Annotated in this window: 21 protein-coding genes and 1 pseudogene; 4 read left to right on the forward strand and 18 right to left on the reverse strand. The window is 59.4% G+C overall.

What is annotated here, in order from left to right; genetic code table 11:
• Positions 1-190 precede the first annotated feature (190 nt).
• The 10 genes and pseudogenes from AC0V6M_RS01185 to AC0V6M_RS01230 all read right to left on the reverse strand — a co-directional run bounded on the left by AC0V6M_RS01185 (position 191) and on the right by AC0V6M_RS01230 (position 8,213).
• Positions 191-908: pseudogene (locus AC0V6M_RS01185) on the reverse strand (aspartate/glutamate racemase family protein).
• Between the two features lie 89 nt (positions 909-997).
• A complete protein-coding gene (locus AC0V6M_RS01190; RefSeq protein ID WP_486137040.1) occupies positions 998-1,963 on the reverse strand; it encodes an alpha/beta fold hydrolase in 966 nt (321 codons plus the stop codon).
• A 27-nt stretch (positions 1,964-1,990) separates the two neighbouring features.
• Positions 1,991-3,010 carry an SO2930 family diheme c-type cytochrome gene (locus tag AC0V6M_RS01195; protein ID WP_486137041.1) on the reverse strand — a complete coding sequence of 340 codons (1,020 nt, stop codon included), beginning with the start codon at positions 3,008-3,010 and terminating at the stop codon, positions 1,991-1,993.
• Complete coding sequence (locus AC0V6M_RS01200) at positions 3,007-4,209, reverse strand: parallel beta-helix domain-containing protein (protein WP_486137042.1); 1,203 nt, start codon at positions 4,207-4,209, stop codon at positions 3,007-3,009. Before AC0V6M_RS01200 ends, AC0V6M_RS01195 begins: the two co-directional genes overlap by 4 nt.
• A 60-nt stretch (positions 4,210-4,269) precedes the next feature.
• Positions 4,270-4,626 (reverse strand): hypothetical protein, encoded by a 357-nt coding sequence (locus tag AC0V6M_RS01205; protein WP_486137043.1) that lies wholly within the window; start codon positions 4,624-4,626, stop codon positions 4,270-4,272.
• Positions 4,627-4,635: 9 nt separating this feature from the next.
• The gene (locus AC0V6M_RS01210; protein WP_486139548.1) at positions 4,636-6,099 is read right to left on the reverse strand and encodes an NAD(P)(+) transhydrogenase (Re/Si-specific) subunit beta; all 1,464 of its coding nucleotides are present in this window, start codon (positions 6,097-6,099) and stop codon (positions 4,636-4,638) included.
• Positions 6,100-6,207: 108 nt separating this feature from the next.
• Positions 6,208-6,489, reverse strand: coding sequence for an NAD(P) transhydrogenase subunit alpha part 2 (locus AC0V6M_RS01215; RefSeq protein WP_472640940.1), 282 nt, complete (start codon positions 6,487-6,489; stop codon positions 6,208-6,210).
• A gap of 3 nt (positions 6,490-6,492) precedes the next feature.
• Entirely contained in the window at positions 6,493-6,867 is a 375-nt protein-coding gene (locus tag AC0V6M_RS01220) for an endonuclease domain-containing protein (protein WP_486137045.1), read from the reverse strand.
• A 92-nt stretch (positions 6,868-6,959) separates the two neighbouring features.
• Positions 6,960-8,081, reverse strand: coding sequence for an NAD(P) transhydrogenase subunit alpha (locus AC0V6M_RS01225; RefSeq protein WP_486137046.1), 1,122 nt, complete (start codon positions 8,079-8,081; stop codon positions 6,960-6,962).
• Between the two features lie 9 nt (positions 8,082-8,090).
• Positions 8,091-8,213: a hypothetical protein gene (locus AC0V6M_RS01230; RefSeq protein WP_486137047.1), complete on the reverse strand. Its 123-nt coding sequence runs from the start codon at positions 8,211-8,213 to the stop codon at positions 8,091-8,093.
• 263 nt (positions 8,214-8,476) lie between these two features.
• Between AC0V6M_RS01230 and AC0V6M_RS01235 the strand changes: the two genes are divergently transcribed.
• Positions 8,477-9,895, forward strand: a complete 1,419-nt coding sequence (locus tag AC0V6M_RS01235; RefSeq protein ID WP_486137049.1) for a sigma-54-dependent transcriptional regulator — start codon at positions 8,477-8,479, stop codon at positions 9,893-9,895.
• 31 nt (positions 9,896-9,926) lie between these two features.
• Complete coding sequence (locus tag AC0V6M_RS01240) at positions 9,927-10,685, forward strand: SDR family NAD(P)-dependent oxidoreductase (RefSeq protein ID WP_486137050.1); 759 nt, start codon at positions 9,927-9,929, stop codon at positions 10,683-10,685.
• 24 nt (positions 10,686-10,709) lie between these two features.
• Here AC0V6M_RS01240 and AC0V6M_RS01245 read toward each other — a convergent pair whose 3' ends face one another.
• The 8 genes from AC0V6M_RS01245 to AC0V6M_RS01280 all read right to left on the reverse strand — a co-directional run bounded on the left by AC0V6M_RS01245 (position 10,710) and on the right by AC0V6M_RS01280 (position 18,871).
• Positions 10,710-11,882: an alkaline phosphatase D family protein gene (locus tag AC0V6M_RS01245; RefSeq protein ID WP_486137051.1), complete on the reverse strand. Its 1,173-nt coding sequence runs from the start codon at positions 11,880-11,882 to the stop codon at positions 10,710-10,712.
• A gap of 146 nt (positions 11,883-12,028) precedes the next feature.
• Complete coding sequence (locus AC0V6M_RS01250; protein ID WP_486137053.1) at positions 12,029-12,802, reverse strand: outer membrane protein; 774 nt, start codon at positions 12,800-12,802, stop codon at positions 12,029-12,031.
• Positions 12,803-12,923: 121 nt separating this feature from the next.
• A complete protein-coding gene (gene folP / locus AC0V6M_RS01255) occupies positions 12,924-14,039 on the reverse strand; it encodes a dihydropteroate synthase (RefSeq protein WP_486137054.1) in 1,116 nt (371 codons plus the stop codon).
• Between the two features lie 112 nt (positions 14,040-14,151).
• Positions 14,152-14,940 carry an outer membrane protein gene (locus AC0V6M_RS01260; RefSeq protein ID WP_486137055.1) on the reverse strand — a complete coding sequence of 263 codons (789 nt, stop codon included), beginning with the start codon at positions 14,938-14,940 and terminating at the stop codon, positions 14,152-14,154.
• Positions 14,941-15,087: 147 nt separating this feature from the next.
• Positions 15,088-15,615, reverse strand: a complete 528-nt coding sequence (locus AC0V6M_RS01265) for a hypothetical protein (protein ID WP_486137056.1) — start codon at positions 15,613-15,615, stop codon at positions 15,088-15,090.
• 70 nt (positions 15,616-15,685) lie between these two features.
• The gene (locus tag AC0V6M_RS01270; protein WP_486139549.1) at positions 15,686-16,861 is read right to left on the reverse strand and encodes a DNA methyltransferase; all 1,176 of its coding nucleotides are present in this window, start codon (positions 16,859-16,861) and stop codon (positions 15,686-15,688) included.
• Between the two features lie 237 nt (positions 16,862-17,098).
• Positions 17,099-18,022 carry a calcium/sodium antiporter gene (locus AC0V6M_RS01275; protein WP_486137057.1) on the reverse strand — a complete coding sequence of 308 codons (924 nt, stop codon included), beginning with the start codon at positions 18,020-18,022 and terminating at the stop codon, positions 17,099-17,101.
• Positions 18,023-18,220: 198 nt separating this feature from the next.
• Complete coding sequence (locus AC0V6M_RS01280) at positions 18,221-18,871, reverse strand: ribonuclease HII (protein WP_486137058.1); 651 nt, start codon at positions 18,869-18,871, stop codon at positions 18,221-18,223.
• Between AC0V6M_RS01280 and AC0V6M_RS01285 the strand changes: the two genes are divergently transcribed.
• Both AC0V6M_RS01285 and AC0V6M_RS01290 read left to right on the forward strand, forming a co-directional pair.
• Positions 18,870-20,039 carry a PQQ-dependent sugar dehydrogenase gene (locus AC0V6M_RS01285; RefSeq protein WP_486137059.1) on the forward strand — a complete coding sequence of 390 codons (1,170 nt, stop codon included), beginning with the start codon at positions 18,870-18,872 and terminating at the stop codon, positions 20,037-20,039. The two genes, AC0V6M_RS01280 and AC0V6M_RS01285, sit on opposite strands and share 2 nt — an antisense overlap.
• A gap of 51 nt (positions 20,040-20,090) precedes the next feature.
• Positions 20,091-20,648 carry a GNAT family N-acetyltransferase gene (locus AC0V6M_RS01290; protein ID WP_486137060.1) on the forward strand — a complete coding sequence of 186 codons (558 nt, stop codon included), beginning with the start codon at positions 20,091-20,093 and terminating at the stop codon, positions 20,646-20,648.
• Positions 20,649-20,653: the final 5 nt, after the last annotated feature.

A 20,653-nucleotide genomic window follows, 5' to 3' on the forward strand; every position in this document is an offset into this window, starting at 1 on the left:
GGGTCAGGACCTACAAAGCTCGCGGGGCCGCTCGTTGTTTCAACTGAGCAGCCCCTCAGCCAGTCGGTTAGCGACCCGATGGCTCGGACGGCAGCGCGTCATCGCCATTGGTAGGAACTTACATCGATGTGAATAGGGCGCGACTTGTAAGAACGCGACAAATCGTGGGTGAGACGGGGTCGGCTGCCGCTTATCCCGGCAATTCTTCGCCAAGCAGCCAATTCGCCGCAGCCTCGCAGTGAATCCGGGTCAGAATCGAACACTGGCAAGATGTTGGCGGTGGCATCCACGACCAGATTCATCTCAGTACAGGCCAAAACAATCGCCTTGGCGCCTTCTTGTTCTTTATTGGTGATGATCGTGCGGATGGATCGTTCGGCATCGCGGGTCGCCTTGCCGACCATCAATTGCTCGTAAATGATCCGGTCGAGCAGCTCGACATTGTCCATATTCGGCGGGAGCAGGTCGACACCGTGCGCGACCAGCCGTTTACGATAAAAGCTCTCGGTCATCACATTGCGTGTGCCGATCAGCGCCGCATTCGTGCAGCCAGCCGCTTGCATCGCCGCGCCGACGGTTTCTGCAATGTGCAGTATCGGGATGCCCACCGCGCCCGCGACATCCTCATAAAGCTTGTGCATTGAGTTGGCGCAGATGATCAGCGCGCCCGCGCCTGCATCCTCCAACCGTTTTGCGCTTTCAGACAACACGCCCGCGGCGCGTTTCCAATCGGTATCTTCACGCAGACCATAGAGCTCGCAAAAGTCGAGGCTTTCAATCAGCAGCGGCGCGCTCGCCATCGGGCGGCCGTGCTTTTGTCCGTCTTTTTGGATGATTCGATTGATGCGATCGTAATACATGGCGGTCGAAACCCAGCTCATACCGCCAATCAGGCCCAATTTTCTCAAAGGTCATCCCTAAATCTAAAAAGCCCTGTTGCGCCCCGCCTTAGCGAGCGAGAAGCCAGTGCGCTACAGGCTTTACAAGATTTGATGAGTCACAGCTCGGGCCGGATCGACGGCAGGCTCAGCAGCCAGCTCTTGAGGTCAGCCAGGGTCGGCTGAGCGGCCTCTTCATGCGGCAAATGGCCAATCTCTTCATATTCAACCAGCGTGGAATTGGGCAGCTTCTCATCATACCAGCGTCCTGATTCCACCGGTATCAAAGGGTCCTCGGTGCCCCAGATCACCAGCGCGGGCACCTCAACTGCGCTAACCTCTTCCGCATCGAATACGACCCGATCAGCTGCAAAACGCGTGATCGTAGCCGAGCGGTTGCCAGGGTAGCGCAGCATTTCCCAATATCGATCAACCATCGCAGGCGTCACCATTGCTTTGTTGCTGACCATTTTAGTAAAAGATTGCTCGACCATCGAACGCGGCGTGATGTGCGCCATCAACCGGTTTGCCACAGGGGTCTGAGCCAAAGTCATCGCAAAACTACCCCCTCCCCCGTCACGCCTTACCGGCGCTCCGCTAGCGCCGACCAAGACTATTCCCTCGAGCCGTTCAGGATGCGCGAGCGCATATGCCATCGCGTGGCTTCCTCCCATTGAGCTGCCCGCGATGACGAACCGGTCCAGGCCCAATGCATCGGCGACCTCGCCAATGTCGGCAACAAAGCTCTCGCGCGAATAGTCTGCGTTAGTGTCAGGCCCGGTCAACCCATGGCCGACCTGGTCAAAACGGATGACGCGGTAAGTCTCTTTGAGGCCGTCCGCCCAAGGCTCCCATGTGTGCAGATCGGCCGTGGAACCATGCAACAGCATGATCGTAGGCGCATCGCGCGGCCCCTCATCGCGCAGATGAACGGTCACGCCGTCGCCAATCTCGACAAATTGCGAGGGTTCGCCGGCGTATTTGGCGCGCATTTCTGCTGGATCGGTGTCGGGCGTGCGAAACAACACAAATGCGAGCATCAGCAGCGCGATGAGTACGGCCAGAACTTTGAACAGACGCTTCATTGTCGGAATTCCTATATTCTTGACGGCTTACTGCGCGGGCATTTGGTCGATCCATCGGCGGATCACGGCCAGCCCGTCTGCATCAATGGTCGACTTGCCCAGCTCTGGCATCGCAACCCCAGGATCGACCGAATTCATACGGTGGACGAGGATGGATTTGTCCGGCGCGCCCGGATCAATCGAAACCAGCAGCCCCCCTGCCCCGCGCCCGGCCGCGACGGGCGGTTTGCGGACACCCAGAGCGTGTGGATCGTCTTGTTCCCAGCGCAGATCAAGCCCGGAATTTGACGCCATGCCGTCAGGTTGGTGGCAATGCGCGCAGTTCACATCGAGATAGGCGCGGGCAAGAGCGGCTACATCGGCACTTTCGCTGTCACGCTCGCCCCAATGAGGCAGGCCCGCTGTCACCATTGGCATTTTATCGAGCCGCCCGCCTGCAACCGCTTCACTGAGCCATTCGGTGGGCAGGTTCCGAGCCTTGGGGCCAATCGGCGTGACCTCACCATCTGTCACATGGCACTGCTTGCACTGATTCTTGTTGGGCACGCGGTAGCTGATCTCGGTCCCATCAGGCCGCGCAACAGGGATACGCGCCCCTGCCACCGCCAGCCGCGCATCCGTCTGCTCCTCGTTCCAAACATAGGGCAGCGCGACCCAGCCCTCGGCCCGGTGCAGCAACAGGCGCGTTTCAATGAGGCGCCGGTCCGCGCCTTCACCAAAGGCGAAGGTTTTGATCAGCGCGCTGCCCACAGGAAATTCGAGCAGTCCATCCCCATTTGCCTTCATCGCCTTGCCATAGGGGACATAGGCAAAGCGCAGCTTATCCGCGCCGTCGGAATAGAGCTGTGTTTTGAGCGTGTAGTCGGCGGCGCTGAACGATTCCTGTGCCCGCGGGCGAGCAAAAAAGCTAAACTCGGACAGTGTTTTCGGCATGCCCTGCATAACGGCGCTGTTATTTACAGCGACCGGCGAGCGCGCCTCTGACTGAGAGACGGTGCCTGCCAGCGCGAGCGTGGCCAGCCCTAACAGGATGCCGCCGCGGATCACTTAAGCCGGGCCTCCATGCCCTCAGGTAGAGCAACCTTGGGCAGCTCAGCCGTCTCACCTGCGATCACTGGATTGATGATCTCCGGTTTCGCCTCAGTTATCGGTTGCCCAACGCGGGTAAGGCCCAGCGAGAGAATTGGCGTTGGATCTCCGACAATCAAACCTCTGCCCAATCCATCTGAGAAAATATGCGGCAGCGAACCTCCGGTCATCACGGCCAATTGTGTGCCACCGGGCAAATCAGGCGCGTTGCCACCCGTGCCATAGATGTTGCCCTTTACCACCACATCCACCGGACGCGGCTGATACCGCTCATCATCGAAGGGCTGTGTGTAGGCGATCATCATCACATGTGATGTCGAATTGTTGACCAGCGCATTCTCCCGAATGTGCACGTCTTTGTTTGCCATCACCATCACCCCGGTCCCCGCAGGCACGCTGGCGACGATATTGCCCTCTGGTGCGAAATTATCGGTGTTGTTGTCGATCACCGCATTGCGCGCGACCAGCACACTGCCGCCGCCGACTTTGGGCAGGCCGGGCAAATCGAAGATCAGAATGCCGCCTGTGTTCTTGGTCGCAAGGTTTTCTGTCACCTCTGCGCGATTGCTGTTCTCGATCTCGATCCCGGCGACATTTTCCACCACGCGGTTGCGGCGCACGATGATGTTTTCCGACTGGCCAACATAGATGCCCGCATCCGATGCGCCGCGAACATAGCTGTCTTGCACCAGCACATTGCTCGCCTCGACCGGATAGATGCCATAAGCGCCATTGCTGGCGTCCGGACCACCGGTCCATTCCACCCGGATCGCGTGATAGATGATCTGATCCGCGCCCTTTGATTTGATCCCGTCGCCCTTGGCATTCTCAATCCCAAAATCGCGCAAAGTGACATCGTCTGACGTCACCAACAGGCCTTCGCCCGCCCCCTCCTGCGCGGTGAAATCGAGCACGCTTGCGCCCATTCCCGCGCCGCGCAGGGTCACGCCGTCAACGTCCAGGCTAAGACCATCTGTCAGCGCATAGCGTCCGGCGGCGAGCACGATCTCATCACCCGGTTCGGCAAGGATCAGCGCCTCTTGCAAGCGCTCCTGAGCGCCCTCGCCCGGCTCAATCGTGTGCGCCTCTGCCGTGGCGGCGCTCGCGCAGGTGAGCGCGACGGGCGCAGCGAGCGCGGCAAGTGCAAATTTCAGCATGATGATCCCTCCCAAGTGGCAAGCATTGTGCCGCCTTGAGCCGGGATTGCAAGAGCGGCGTCAGTCCCCGCCGAGGCCGAGCGAACACAGCGCCGCTGCGCTGGCCAATTGTTCAACCGCCTCTGGATCGTCAACGCGGCGGATCCGCGCGAGTAGATCGCCAGGAGAGATCGGAATGCCGCTCTCGCCCTCTTGCGCGCGCAGCCGCTCCAGCTTCTTCAGTTGCAGCAGCGACAAACGGTCGACCATGCGGCCCGCCATACAGCCGGCGAGCTGAGGCGGTGTGCCTTTCTCGATCAGGGCCGCTTCAATGCGTTCTTCGGTCACTTGTTCAACCAAGCCGTCATCGCGCAGCAGAAACCATGCCCCGCCTGCCAGCGCAGCGATAAGAATGAAAAGCACGAGAAGCTTCTTCATGGGACGGACCTAGTCGAGCGCCTTCACGATCTCTTCGACCATCTTCTTGGCATCGGACAGCAGCATCATCGTCTGGTTCATGTAGAACACATCATTGTCGACCCCGGCATAGCCGACCCCGCCCATGCTGCGCTTGATGAAGAACACTTGCTTCGCCTTATCGACGTCGAACACAGGCATACCGTAGATCGGTGATGATTTGTCGGTTTTCGCCGCCGGGTTCACCACGTCGTTCGCGCCGATAATGAAGGCAACATCGGCCTGCGCAAATTCGCTGTTGATGTCCTCCAGCTCGAACACTTCGTCATAGGGCACATTCGCCTCGGCCAGCAGCACGTTCATGTGCCCCGGCATCCGCCCGGCAACCGGGTGGATCGCGTATTTCACTTCGACGCCCTTTTCCTTGAGCGTGTCGGCCATTTCGCGCAGCACGTGCTGAGCCTGAGCCACCGCCATGCCGTAGCCGGGAATGATGATGACCTTTTCCGCCTGCTCCAGCATGAAGGCCGCATCGTCTGCGCTGCCTTGCTTGTACGGGCGCTGTTCGCGCGCCTCGCCATCGCCGCCGCCAGAGCTGTCCGCGCCAAAACCGCCCGCGATCACGCTGATGAAGCTACGGTTCATGGCCTTGCACATGATGTAGCTGAGGATCGCGCCGGAGGAGCCCACCAAAGCGCCGGTGATGATCATCGCGCTATTGCCCAGCGTGAAACCCATCGCCGCCGCCGCCCAGCCGGAATAACTGTTCAGCATGGAGACGACGACCGGCATATCCGCGCCGCCGATTGGGATGATCAGCAGGAAGCCGATGATAAAGGCGAGCACGGTAACCGCGATGATCAGCTGCCCCTCGCCCGCGCCTGCCTCGGTCGACATCGCGTAATAGGCGATCAGGCCAAGGATCGCGGCTAATGTGCCGAGATTGATCACGTGCCGCCCGGGCAGCATGATCGGCGATCCGCTCATCCGGCCAGACAGTTTGAGGAAGGCAATGACTGAGCCGGAGAAGGTGATCGCACCAATGGCAATGCCGAGGCCCAGCTCAATCCGGCTGACGACCAGGATTTGCCCCGCAGCGTCCGTGATCCCGAAACTTGCCGGGTCTAGCCATGCGGCGAGGCCCACGACAACGGCGGCCAAACCGACCAGCGAGTGAAAGCCCGCGACCAATTCTGGCATCGCCGTCATGGCGATTTTGCGAGCGACGGTGACGCCGATAATCCCGCCGAGGAACATCGCAATGCCGATCTCTGGAAGGGTCGCGATGCTGTGCGTCACCAGAGTGGTGACCACGGCGATCAGCATGCCGAGCATGCCATAACGGTTGCCCGCGCGGCTGGTTGCTGGGCTGGATAGCCCGCGCAGTGCGAGGATGAAGAACACGCCAGAGATAAGATAGGCGAGCGCTACCCAAGAGTTTGTCAACTGGGATGCATCTAAAGCTTCCGCCGCTTCGCGTGCTCTTGTTGCAATAGCAAAGTGGGAGTCGGGATTACTAGGATCGCAATACCCACCGTCGCTATACACGTCACTACATGCTTGCGCTGAAGATCGCACTAGATTGAGAAGCAAAGTCATCTCTTACTTCTCCTTCTTCTTGTACATGGCGAGCATTCGTTCCGTCACGGCAAAGCCGCCGAAGATGTTGATGCTGGCCAGCACAACACCGAACAGGCCGAGATATTTGGCCGTTGGACTGCCCGCCTCAGCCGCCGCAATCAGCGCGCCGACGATGATCACCGAAGAAATCGCATTGGTCACCGCCATCAGCGGCGTGTGCAACGCCGGGGTGACCGACCAGACCACATAATAGCCGACGAAACACGCCAGCACGAAGATGGATAGGATTGAGATAAAGTCCATTGGTTACGTAACCTCCCCGGCACGGGGAGGGGGACCAGCCGCAGGCTGGTGGAGGGGATCCGCCACACGCGCGACGATTGCCTCTGCGGTCGCATCGGCATCCGCCAACACGCGGCGCGGGGCCACCCGCAAAACCCTGAACCCGTTTTCTTTCATGAATGCGATACGCCTCTCGTCAAACTTGGCGCGATCAAGTGAATCGTGTGCGCTGCCATCGACTTCGACGACCAGCTTTTCGGACATACAGCAAAAATCAGCGATATATGGGCCTATCGGATGCTGCCTGCGAAATTTGAAGCCCTGTGGACGGGCGCGAAGGCGCTGCCAAAGCATACGTTCGGGCATCGTCATGTTTTTTCGGAGTTCACGGGCGCGCATGACTTCCGGTCTGGCAACGAACCGTGCGTCCCCTCCACCGCGCTGCGCGCGGTCCCCCTCCCCGTAGCGGGGAGGATTTGGGATGTTCAACCTCACCCCTGAAGCCTCTCGTTCACCACCTTGCCGCCCTGCGTCAGACGGATCGCGTCGCCGATCTCTTCGTCGAGCTTGGGCTTGCCCGCTTCCTTGTCCCAGAACGCGCTGAGGAAGTTGAAGTGGTTGCGCGCAAACAGGGCCGAGGCGTCGGCGGGCAATTGCGCGGGCGTGTTGGCATAGCCGATGATTTTGACGCCGTGCTTTTCGACCGTCTCGTCTGGCTTGGAACCCTCAACATTTCCGCCTTGCGCCACTGCGAGGTCGAAGATCACGCTGCCCGGCTTCATCGTCGCGATTTGCGCGTCCGTGATGAGCACGGGAGCAGCGCGTCCGGGGATCAGCGCGGTGGTGATGACAATGTCCTGTTTCGCGATGTGCTCTGAGACAAGCTTGGCTTGAGCAGCCTTATACTCATCGCTCATTTCCGTGGCGTATCCGCCAGAGCCTTCGCCCTCAATTCCGGCCACGTCCTCAACAAAAATCGCTTTTGCGCCAAGGCTTTCGATCTGTTCCTTGGTAGCGGATCTGACGTCGGTTGCCGACACTTGAGCGCCCAGCCGCCGCGCGGTTGCAATCGCTTGCAGGCCAGCAACGCCGACGCCCATTACAAAAGCTTTCGCCGCCTGAACCGTGCCAGCGGCCGTCATCATCATGGGAAAGGCACGGCCATAGGTATCCGCCGCCGCCAGCACCGCTTTATAGCCTGACAAGTTCGATTGGCTGGAGAGCACATCCATGCTCTGCGCGCGGGTGATGCGCGGCATGAACTCCATGGCTAACGCCTCGAGCTCGGCAGTGGCATAGGCCTCTACCCGCGCCGTGTCGCTGAACGGATCAAATAGGGCCGCAACCCATGCGCCAGACTTCGCGCCTTTCAGCGCTTTTACGTCAGGCGCTTGAATGCCCAGAACGATGTCCGCATCTTTGATCGTCGTGGCCGCTTTGCCGACGCTGGCGCCGGCCTCTGCAAACGCCTCATCTGTAATGGAGGCATGCAGCCCCGCCCCGCTTTCGATCGCCACTTCGTTGCCTAAGCCAATGAACTTCTTCACTGTTTCCGGTGTCGCGGCAACGCGCGTTTCACCGGCGGCTTGCTCTTTAAGAACGGCGATCTTCATGCAGGCGTCCTAGTCAGCGATCATCATGATGACGAACAGAGTAATCACGCAAATCAGGGGAATGGCCCACTTCAGCGAAGCAATGAAGCTGTCATAGGTTGATTTAGCATGGTCCATATCGTTGGCTGCCATCGCGCATATTCCTTCAAATCGTTGTCTGGCCTCACAAAAACCCTTTGCGTGAGACGTACTGAATATGCCCTATCGAAGCCCGCGGGCAAGCTCAAGCCCGCGCGATTGCTTGGGGCAGGAAAAGCATGATTGACCGCTCTTTTAGGGTATTTGCGAAAGGAACAGCGAATAGCCTTAATCGGGTCTTTACTCCTGTTCGGTAAGCCCACCCATTAAGTGACCTTGGGAGAAGGCTCTCAAGGCGTTTTGGGATGTAAACGTCGATGTCCGAACTGGAAACGCGCCTGGTAATGCTGATTGATGACGAGCCGGCGCAAAGCCGCTTGATCTCAGCAATTGCCGCGCGTGAAGGTTGGCGGATTATCGTGGCGAGCGACGCGGAAGAAGCGATCGCAATGCTGGGCACGCGCGAGGGCATGCAATTGTCCGCAATCCTGCTCGATCAGTGGGTGCCGGGCGATGATGCCTGCGGCCTTATCCAAGAACTGAAAATTCGTCGCCCCGCCCTGCCAATCCTGATGCTGACGACCAGCGCGTCGCCTTTGCTCGCGGTGGAAGCCATGCGAGCAGGCGCGAGCGATTATCTCGTCAAACCGATTTCGCCCGACCGCCTGATGGAGGCGCTGCGCAGCGTCACCACTCGCGAAACGCCGAAAAACGAACTTGCGCCGCTGACCGAAAAAATGTCGGCGACGCTCGATTTCGATGCGATGATCGGCACCGCGCCAAAATTCCGCACCGCTTTGGCGCAGGCGGCCAAGGCTGCGCGCGGCCATGGGCATGTCCTGATCGAAGGCGAAAGCGGCACCGGCAAAGAAATGCTGATGCGCGCGATGCACGCCGCCAGCCCGCGCAGTAAAGCGCCGCTGCGCGTGATCAATATCGGCAGCGTGCCGCCGAATTCGGTCGAATCTGTCCTGTTCGGGCATGAGCCAGACGCCTTTCCCGGCGCGTTCGATCGTCAGATCGGCGCTATGCAGCATTGCGACGGCGGCACGCTGCTGCTCGATGAAGTCGACCGCCTGCCCAATGAAATGCAGGCCCGCTTGGCTGAAACGCTGGAGAGCGGGATCGTCCGCCCGGTTGGTGCATCCCACGGCTTCCGCGTCGATGTCCGCTTGCTTTCGGCGAGCAATTACTCGCTGGAGCGGCTGACCAAGACCAAGCATTTTGACCAGAAGCTGGCCGACAAGCTGGGCGGAACCAAAATCGAACTTCCGCCGCTGCGCGAGCGCACGGGCGACATTTCGGCCCTGACCCGCCATTTTCTAACCCGAATTGGTGAGCAGCCAGGCCTCAACCACCTGTCCATCAGCGACAGCGCGCTGACACTACTCGCCGCGTTCGATTGGCCGGGCAATGTCCGGCAATTGCAATCCGTCCTGTTCCGCGCGGCGGTCTATTGCGAAGATCAAACGCTGACCGCAGACAGCTTCCCGCAGCTTTCAGAACTGCTCGGCGAGCTCGAACAGCTCACCTCACCTCAGCACGAGGGTGTGGGCGTGATGCTCTACACCGAGGATGGCAATCTGCGGCCACTCGAAGAGATCGAAGCCGACGTCATTCGCCTCGCCATCGGCCATTATCGCGGCCGCATGACCGAGGTCGCACGCCGTCTGGGGATTGGGCGCTCGACATTGTATCGCAAGCTTTCCGATCTTGGAATCGACAACGCCGCTTGATGCACCGCGTCGATCCGACTAGCGCAGCGTCATGACACAAAACCAAGATTTTTCCGGGCGCACGGCGCTCGTCACTGGCGCCTCCTCCGGCATTGGCGCGGCATGCGCAAAGGCTTTGGCCGCGCGCGGCGCAAGCAAGCTGTTTCTGGTGGATCTCGATACCGCCGGAATGGAAGCGCTGAACCTCGGCTGCGACGTTGAACACATCACCGGCAGCGTCGCGGACGAGGTCCTATGGCAAGAGCTGCAGCCGCGCCTCACCGGGCTGGACCATGCGGCCGTTAACGCAGGCATTGGCGGACACGGACAGATCGCCAAGCTTGACTTTGCCGAGTGGCGCCGGGTGATGGACGTCAATCTCGACGGCGCTTTCCTGACCCTGCGCACAGCCATGCGAGCAATGAAAGACGGCGGCGGCAGCGCGGTCATTACCTCTTCTTCAACCGGCATGAAGCCGATCGCGGGCATCGGCCCTTACGGCGTTGCGAAAGCGGCGGTCTCTCACATGACCCGTATTGCCGCGCTGGAAGGCGCACTCAATAACATCCGCGTGAATGCCATCGCACCGGGCGGGGTCGACACCAACATCTGGGAAAGCTCAGATGACTTTAAGCGCTCGGTCGAAACGCAGGGACGCGAGGCAACCATCAAGGCGATGGCCAGCACAACGCCGCTGGGCCGTTTCGCGACCAGCGAAGAGATCGCGGGGGATATTCTCTACATGCTATCGGATGCAGGTGCGAACCTGACCGGCCACGTGATGGTTTCTGACGGCGGCTTCACACTGTAAGTCGCCGCCAAAGCTAGGCTGGGCTTAGAAGCTGACAGTCTGCGTCACGCGGGTCTCACCCTCGCTGCCGCGCAGGCTCATGGTAAAGCTCTTCGCGTCCCAGTCGATCTCGACCAAGCCAAAATTCTCTTCAGAAATGAAGTCCGTTACCCGCTTTAGATCGGGTTCGCGTGCCGTGTTGCGCTCGGTCGAGGAGAACGAATAGTTCATCGAAGAGCTGGTGAGCTCCCAAACCTGCTCGCCCGCTTCGGCTGGTGTGTCGCGGTAGATACCGCCCGCATGCCGGTCACCCGACAGCATCACCATGCCGCTCTCTTCGCGGTTTGCCAGCATGCCATAGAGCTTTGCCCGCTCCAGCGGCAGAGCCTCCCAGCTTTCGTAATTGTGCGCATCGGTGAGCACTTGGATTGAAGAGACCACAACCCGCAGGTCAGCCGGCTTGGCCAATTCCTGCTCTAGCCATTGCCATTGCGCATCGCCGAGCATCGTCTTGCTGGCATCTGTGCTTGGCACGTAGGGGCCAAGCGGCGGGCGCTCTGGCGAGTAAGGCATCGCGTCCAAATCAGAGCGGAAGAAGCGGGTGTCGAGCATGAGAATTTGCACGCGCTTGCCCTTTGGCCCGAAAATACGGCTTTCATAAATGCCAGGGCGCGATTTTACTTCATCGGATGATCCCCAGAATGTCTCAAAGATAGTTTCTGACCAACCGCGGAATGCAAAATTCGCGCCGCCATCGTTGAAACCAAAATCGTGATCATCCCAGGTGATCATCATCGGTACCTTTGTGCGAAACTCCGTCAGCTCGGGGGTCTCCGCCTGCAATTGATAGGCGGCGCGCAAAGTACTGAGTGAAGCGTCACCCTTCCAACCCTGATCACCGTAATTGTTGTCGCCAATAAACAGGAACAGGTCAGGATTGGTCGCCGCAATCTGTGCCCACATATGCTGGCTGCGCGACTGATGGTTGCAACTGCCAAAGGCCAGGCGTGTCACCAAGCCTTCAGGCAAGAGCTGCACATTGTCGGGCGCAACCGGCAGATCGATCTGCGTCTGAAGCTTCACATAGTATGGCGCGAGCAGCTCGTCCGCACTCAGCGCGACTTCGTTTGCGCCCTCTGCATGGCCATGGTCATCAGCCAGAGCGGGCGAAGCCACAGAAACAATCAATCCGGCGATGAGAGGCGAGAAAACGCGCATAGGTAAGCTCCAAAAGGCAATCTGAATCGTCAGATGAGCGCTTGCCATGACCTTTCTATGACACGCAAACAAAATCCCCCTCTGGCTCGGGGCCAAAGGGGGATTTGATGAGTCCAGATCGCTGGCAATCGGTCCAGCGTGATCGTTTAGAAACGATAGCGGATACCGGCTAACAGGCTGACGGTTTCAAAGCGGCCACTGACATCAGAGTTAAAATCGTTCGCGCCGCCACCAACAAATGTGCGCTCAAAATCCAGGCCCGATACGCGCTGGTAACGCAAGCGGGTCTGGAGCTCGACATTGTCGGTAAGGACAAACTGAACGCCGAGATTGCTTTGGAGCGAGAGGCCCGTGTCTGAACCGGTCACGGCAAAGGTTGGCGCGGTCGCGACGCCATTGTTGGGGAAGTAGGTCGCATTGGCATCAACCTCTGCAACGCCGATGCCGCCGCCCCAAAACGGGATAACCTTCTGATCATCTGACCAGCGAATGTCAGATTGATAATTGATCGAGAAGGTGTTGACCTCGGTCTCGCCGCCAAAAATCTGATCACCGCTGTTAAAGCTGCCGCCGCTCACGTCGGCTTCGGCATAGGAATATTCCACTTCAACGCTCGGCTGGAACAGGCCGAAAACGCGCTTTGGAATGCGGTAGCCCACAGCAACCGTACCGACGAAGCCTTCGTCCGACTGCACGTCCACGCTGGCAGGCGCGCCGGCCACACCGGGTGATGCGCCTTGTGGGTCTTGAACACCATCGAAGGTTTCATCGCTGGGCGAGGTCACGCCCGCTTGCAGCGATACGTAAACGCCGCCTTCCGGCGTGAAATCATCCGACTGAGCGGCGGCTGGCGCGGCGAAAGACATCGCCGGAAGAGCGAGCAAAATTGCAAGAGTGCGAGGGGTGCTAGAAAAGATCATTTGCGGGGGTCCAATTTTCGATAGGGGGTGCCTCCCCTTTCGCGCCCCTCGCCCGAGTGGTTACACAGACCCGCTTGTTTTATTTCACGACTGGCAAATTTTCGAAGCTGTCGCAGACAACCTAAAGCGGCGGCAAATGCGCAAAATCCGTCAGCGCCGCATCGCGCATTCCGCGCCAGACGTTGCGCGCCTGAACCGTCTCAGCAACGTCATGCACACGCAGGATATGCACGCCTGCATTCATGCCGAGGGTCGCCAGCGCCAATGATCCGCCGAGCCGCTCCTGAGCCCCTGCCTCGTTCGACAAAGCACCGATCATCCGCTTGCGGCTTACACCCAGCAGAATTGGCGAACCCAGCGCATGGAACAATGGCAGTGCATTCAGCAAAGCCAGGTTTTCCGACAGGCTTTTGCCAAAACCAATGCCGGGATCGAGGATGATCTTATCCTCTGCAATACCCGCTGCAATGGCGTTGGAGCGGACCTCTTTGAGGAAATCAAACACGTCAAAGACGACATCATTGTAATCGCCGCCCTCGTGCAGATCCTCGCCGCTGCCCGGAGCATGCATCAGGATTACAGGGCATAGCGCATTCGCGACCAATTCGGCGGTGCGCGGGTCATAGCGCATGGCCGAAACGTCGTTGGCTGCATGCGCGCCAGCGGCCAATGCCGCCTCCAGCACGCCCGCGCGCCGGGTGTCGACGGTGATCGCTGCGCCCATGCTGGCGCAATATTCCACCGCCGGCAGGACGCGGTCTTTCTCGTCCCCCTCCCACGTCGCGGCGGCACCTGGGCGGGTGCTTTCCCCGCCAATATCGATGATGCTCGCTCCCGCCTCCAGCATGGCGGAGGCATGGGCGCGGCCCGCATCGGGCTTTTCCAGAAACTCGCCGCCATCGGAAAAACTGTCCGGCGTCACATTGAGAATGCCCATCACCTGCGGCTGATCAAAGCGAATGGTGCGCTCGCCCAGTTCGAGCGGCGCGTGCGCCTTTTGCAGGTTGGCCCATTGCCCGCGCGCTTCCGCCTCCAGCTCGCCGCCGAGCTTCGCAAAGGCTTCCTCCGCCTCGCGCACGCCGAACAGATGCCGCGCTGTGACTGCGCCGTCCTGGCGCACCACGCAGGTAAAGCGGCTCGCGTAGACCATGGAGCCAGCAAGCTGGATCGCGGCCCCATCATTGTGCTGAGGACCCGGCGCAAAGCCGATCGGGCAAATATAGACGCTCTCACTCATAGGCATCAGGGTTAGGACGCAAATCCGTCAGCGCAAAGGCCTCAAATGTTTCCACGCACAAAAAAGGGGCCATGCCTGCTGGTACGGCCCCTCTCCAGAGGGTAATTAGCGATTATTCGCCGCCGAACTTGAACCTTACGCCGGCAGAGACGATCGATTGTTCTGACTCGATCCCGAGTGTTGCGGGAAGCAGGTTCAGCTCAACATCGCTGTCTTCGGTGGTGGCGCGGTAGGTGTATTGGCCGAACACCTCGGCGCGCGGTGAAAGCGCAAAGCTCGCGCCCGCCATCAGCCGATAGGCAAAGCCGCCATCGTCATCATTGGCAACGTCCACGCCCGATGGCGAGAACTCCGCATTGACCCATTGGTAGCCGAGGCCAGCGCCAACATACGGCTTGAACGAGCCGCCGGTATTGATGTCGTAAAAGACGTTACCGAAGACGCCGAAATTGCTGACATCACCCTGGCCATCAGCGATCACTGCGCCAACGGTAGGGTTTGCCGCATCGGCCGCGCCGCGGGTCAGGACGGCGACATCAACGCCGTCAATATCCGCGCCGCCGACCGTCAGACCGGAATGGCCCGATACGTCATATTCGGAATAGGCCCCCTCCAGCTCCACACGGAAGCCATTGGCAAAGGCGTATCCGACCTGGCCGCTGAGTGCGAGGCCATTGTCGAATTGGGAATTCCATTCCAGCGGGGTTTCCGCAGCAATCGCGTCAAAATCAGCGGTCGCCGCGACATCGGCATCAAATTCTCCTGAGTTTTGGCTGTCACTGGGCAGGCTGATCCCGCCGCTGACGCCAACATAAGGCCCCTCGGCCAAAGCCGCAGAGGGAACCGCAAGTGCGCCAAACGCCGCACCGGTAAAAACGATATATTTAAAGGGCTTTGTCATGATTTCCTCGAACTAGGTTGCGCCCCCGAACACGCAAAATCGCGCTGGAAACATGAACCTAAGCTGCGGAAATCTGGTGCCTTGCGGCGAGCTGCCTCTAGTCTTCGTTGGCCAGCAAGAAGCGTTGTCTGGCTGCGTCGATTGGATTCACGCAGGCGGCTTTGGGCGACGATGTGAGAGGATAGCTGTGATCGCTTTGCTGGCGCAGGCCATCAGCACCAAGGGTGTGAACACCAAATAGAGAAGGAAGGTCGCAAAAGACGATGGCTGGCAATGGTGCCAAAAGACGAACTCATCGGAAACTGGATGACTACTGCAAACTGTCAAGACATACCCATCAAGCACGCTCAGCACCGCAAACGGACTGGCGAGAAACAGTAGTATGAAAAAGCTGCGATAACGGGCTAACCAACCGCTCCAACGGCTCGGGTTGTGATCGCTCTCGATCAAATCAAAGAAATGCCAGAAAGCGAGTAGTGGGAAGAAAAGAAAATAGGGGCGAAAGGCTTCACCCAGAGGCCCAGCATATTTTTCCAAAGGCAAGTCGCCACCAATGATGCCAGCGGAAACCATTATCATGCGCCAGCTAATCCCGAACGACAATGAGCACACCAGCAGCAACAGCAGCATGGTGCAGAACCAATTGAGCAGTTTCTGGCGAAAGCGGTCAGACACACGGAGCTCTTCGCAAATTCGAGCTACACATTAGCTCGCCCAAGAATGTAGCCCGCTTAGCTGCAAAGACCTAGTCTTCGTTGGCCAGCAAGAAGCGTTGTCTGGCTGCGTCGATTGGATTCACATCGGCGCCGTCATCAAAGTACCAGAAGGTCCAGCCATTGCAGCTAGGGGCCTCTTGCAGGTCTTTGCCAAGCCCGTGGATCGAGCCGATCTGTTTGCCTTTCGCACCGTCGAGTTCCAGCGAGCCATCGGCGCGCACGGTTGCGATCCAGCGGCGTTTCTTGTCGAACACCTTAGCGCCCGGCTTGATGTAGCCGTTTTCCACCAAAGTCCCAAAGGCAACGCGCGGCGCGGCCTTTTTGCTTTGCATGGTCTCAATCACGCTTTCATCCAGCGGCAGTTCTTTCTCGATACGCTTCATCGCGACGCCGCGGTAGAAATCTTCACGCTCGCACCCGATCCATTGGCGGCCAAGGCGCTTTGCCACCGCCCCGGTGGTGCCCGTGCCAAAGAACGGGTCAAGCACGACGTCGCCCTTTTCCGTGGTGGCGAGCAGCACGCGGTAAAGCAGCGCCTCGGGCTTTTGCGTTGGATGGGCTTTCTTGCCGTTTTCCTTCAGGCGTTCCTGCCCGGCGCAGATCGGCATCACCCAATCGCTGCGCATTTGCAGCTCGTCATTGAGCGTCTTCATCGCGCGGTAGTTGAACTGATAGCGGGCCTTTTCGCCCATGCTCGCCCAGATCAGGGTCTCATGCGCATTGGTGAACCGTGTGCCTTTGAAATTCGGCATCGGATTGGTCTTGCGCCAGACGATATCATTGAGGATCCAAAAGCCAAGATCCTGCAGGATTGAGCCGACGCGGAAGATGTTGTGATAGCTGCCGATGACCCATAGGGCGCCGTCCGGTTTCAGCACGCGGCGCGCCTCGGTCAGCCAGTCGCGGGTAAATTTGTCATACAGTTGGAAGCTGTCGAATTGGTCCCAGTGATCGGTGACGGCATCGACCTGGCTGCCATCGGGCCGGTTGAGATCACCGCCCAATTGTAGATTGTAGGGCGGGTCTGCGAACACACAATCGACGCTGTTGTCGGGCAGCGAGCGCATGGCCTCGACACAATCGCCAGACAGGATCTGACCAACCGGCACGTCAGCAGCAGGCGCGGCTTTCGCTTTGCCCGCCTGCTTCGGCGTTTTTGCAATTACTGTCCCTGCCCGCAGTTTTGCGGTTTCCATCACACCCATCATATTTCCCCGAACCGCGTCTAGCCGCGCAAAGTTATCCACAGGGTGAGTCCAAGCGGACTCCACGTCAAGACAAACTTGATCGGCTTTTATGGTTAACAAGCAGTTAGCGGCGCAAGTTCACACGCGGAACGAAACAAGGCCCCACAAGATATGGAGTCTCGCGCGGTGGCGGGGGCCGAAATAGAGGGGGTGTGGCGCGAAAGACTCAAAACCTGTCTTTGCGGCCAAACTAACTCACATAAACACAAACACGACATTGCCGAGGAACGCAGCGAGCAGAACGAGGCCCATGGCCCGCCCGATCGACTTTGCGAACCACAGCAATCCAAGCAAGGCGACCGCGCTGGCGATCAGCAGGCCCATTTGAACGCCCAGCAAGTTCTCTGGCAGCGCAAACGGGGCGATACTCATAGTGACGCCGCCGATCAGCAGAATGTTGTAAATGTTTGAGCCGACGACATTGCCAATCGCCAGGCCCGGCTTGCCGCGCAGAGCAGCCGCAACAGATGCCGCGAGTTCGGGCAGCGAAGTACCAAAGGCAACCACGGTGAGGCCAATCGCCGTCTCACTGACCCCAAACAGGGTTGCCAGATCAATCGCCCCGGTCACCAATATCTGGCCGCTGAACACCAAGACTGCGAGACCCACAGCGAAGAGAGCCGAGGCGACATAGCCGTTCTCTGGCGCGTCATCGTCATCATCGTCTTCCTGCGCGGCGCCCGGAAAGAAATAGCGCCAGACGATGTAGCTGACGATGCCAACCAGCAGCGCGCCGCCGATCCAGCGCGCACCCAGCTGAGAATAAGCCAAGGCCGCGAGGCCAATTGTCGCGATCAGAGCGACCACGGCATCGCGCCGCCCGCCTCCGGTTAGCGCAATCGGCATAACCAGTGCCGTCGCGCCCAAGATCAGCAGCGTGTTTGCGAGGTTGGAGCCAACGATATTGCCCCAGGCAATGCCCGGAGACCCTTCAAGCGCGGCCTGAACGCTGGCGACCATTTCCGGCATGCTGGTGGCAAAGCCAACGATCACCAAACCTGTGACCAGAGTTGAGATACCAAGCTTTTGCGCAATGCCCACGGCACCGCGCACCAACAGTTCGCCGCCAATCGCCAGGCCAATCAGGCCCGCAAGGCTCAAGAGAATCGCGTTCAACATGCGCGGCGCTTAAGCGAACCGCAGGAAACTTAAAAGCGAATAGAGAATGTTGGGTGTGCTGGTGGATAGACCTCAGCATCTACCTAGCCACCCGCTCCCTCCACCCTTCCACCCGGATCGTATCCGAAACTGTTCCGGGCGGAAGGGTGGAGGGCGCGGGTGGCCTAGGTAGTTTTCGGGCCGCGCACGATAGAGCGCTCAAAGTAAAGACGCCTGAGCAACAGGTGCAAAACTGTAGCGGTGCAGCGGCGTCGGCCCGTGTTTGCGCAGCGCCTCCATATGCGCAGCCGAGCCGTAACCCTTATTCCGCTCCCAGTCATATTCCGGGTATTTCTGCGCGGCCTCAATCATAATCCGGTCGCGCCATTCCTTCGCAACGATGGACGCAGCCGATATCGCAGGCTCAATCCCGTCACCGCCGACGATAGAGCGCGCGGGCCAGTGCCAGCCATTGCGCCGGCCCGCAGGGGTCATGTTGCCATCGATGATCACCTCATTGATGGTCTTGATCCCGCACTCAGCCAATGCCGCGCACAGCCGCGCGGTCGCATCCGTCATCGCTTGAAAGGTCGCTTGCAAGATATTGATTTCATCAATCTGAGGCGGCTCAATCACGCCCACAGCCCAGGCGCAGCTCTCGCGGATTTCCACATCCAACCGTGCGCGTTTTTTCGGCGAAAGTGCCTTGGAATCCGCCAAACCTTCTGGTGGCGACTTGCACAAGACGACCGCTCCCGCCACTACCGGGCCAGCCAGCGGGCCCCGTCCCGCCTCATCAACACCAATTATGACCCCCGATTTTAAAAAATCCGGGGCACCAAATTCTGTTTTGGGAGTTCCAGAGACCATGATGAAATTTTCCAAGCTCGCATTCGCTCTATCCCTCCCCGCATTCGCGCTCGCAAGCTGCGGCAATGCAAATTCCGTGGACGAGACCGCTGCTGAAAGCGCGGCCGACCCCACCAACGTCAACTACAATGTGGAGCCGATGGGTGAGTTCAATGAACCCTGGGCGGTGGCCTTTGCCCCCGGCACGGACATGATCTTCCTGACTGAGAAACCCGGCACCATGCGCGCGGTCGACACGACCAGCGGCACCGTTATGGAAGTCTCCGGCATGCCAAATATCGATTATGGCGGCCAAGGGGGCCTCGGCGATATTGCCTTCCTGCCATCAGAAGCGGGCGAAGACTTGTCTGAGCGCACGATCTATCTCGGCTGGGCGGAGGCTGGCGACGGCGACACCCGCGGTGCAGTGGTGGGCCGCGGCACATTGTCTTGCGAAGCGGAAGCCTGCGCCGTTTCGGGCCTAGACGTGATCTGGCGCCAAGCGCCCAAGACCGGGAAGCGCGGACATTATTCACACCGCATCGCCGTTTCTCCTGATGAGCAATATCTGTTCATATCAAGCGGCGACCGCCAAGAGCTGGAGCCTGCACAGGACAACACCAACAATCTTGGTACGGTCGTGCGCCTCAACCTCGATGGCACGCCAGCAGAGGGCAATCCTTTTGCTGAAGAGGGCGGCATCACCTCGGAAATCTGGTCCTACGGTCACCGCAATGTCCTGGGCCTGGCGTTCGATCCCGACGGCCAATTGTGGGATCTGGAACATGGGCCAGCAGGCGGCGACGAGTTTAACAAGGTCACGCGCGGCACAAATTATGGCTGGCCGACGGTTTCCGATGGCGAGCATTACAATGGCGACCCGATCCCGAACCACTCGACCCGTCCAGAATTCCAAACCGCAGCGATTGGTTGGACCCCAGTGATCGCGCCAGGTGATTTCCTGTTCTACACCGGCGATGCATTCCCAACGTGGAAGGGCGATCCACTGATGGTCGGCCTCGCCGCGCTCGGTATCGTGCATGTCGAGATTGACGGCGACACCGCAACCGAGGTTGCGCGCCACACGTTCGACGCGCGCATTCGCGGGATCGAGCAAGGCCCGGATGGCAACATCTGGCTGATCGAAGACGGCGAAGGCGGCAAGCTGCTTAAGGTTTCGCCGAATTGATAGGATAATTTGTGTTGCTGGAGAGGCGCGTACACCTTAACCGCGCGCTCGATGGCAACACTGATCCCTCTAGCCGCGGTTGAAGCCGCGATGATCGAGCAATTGCTCGACCGTGCCTTTGGCCCAGATCGCCATGCGCGCACCGCGTACCGGATTCGCGAAGGGGTCGAATGGCTGGAAGGGCTCAGCTTCGCCGCGCTCGACGAGGATGAGCTGCTGGTCGGCACGATCCAAGTGTGGCCGGTCGCGCTAACCGATCCCGATGGGCGCAATTATCCGCTGCTAATGATCGGCCCGGTTGCCGTGCTGCCAGAGCATCAGCGCGAAGGGTATGGCAAGGCTCTGATGCTCGCCAGCCTGGAGGCGATTGCCAATATGGGTGGCAATGCCCCCGCGCTGCCTCAAGTGATGATTGGCGATCCGGAATATTATGGCCGTTTCTTTGGCTTCAGCGCCGAACCGACGGCTCTGTGGCGCGCGCCCGGCCCGAATGATCCGGCCCGGCTGCTGGTGCACTGTGACAATCCAGCGGTGCTTCCTGCCAAGGGCAATCTTGGCCCATGGGGTTCTTTTGAGACGGCAAGTAAAAGCTCAGACTTGGCGAAGTGATCGAC

The sequence above is a fragment of the Erythrobacter sp. JB3-1 genome, from assembly GCF_057364995.1.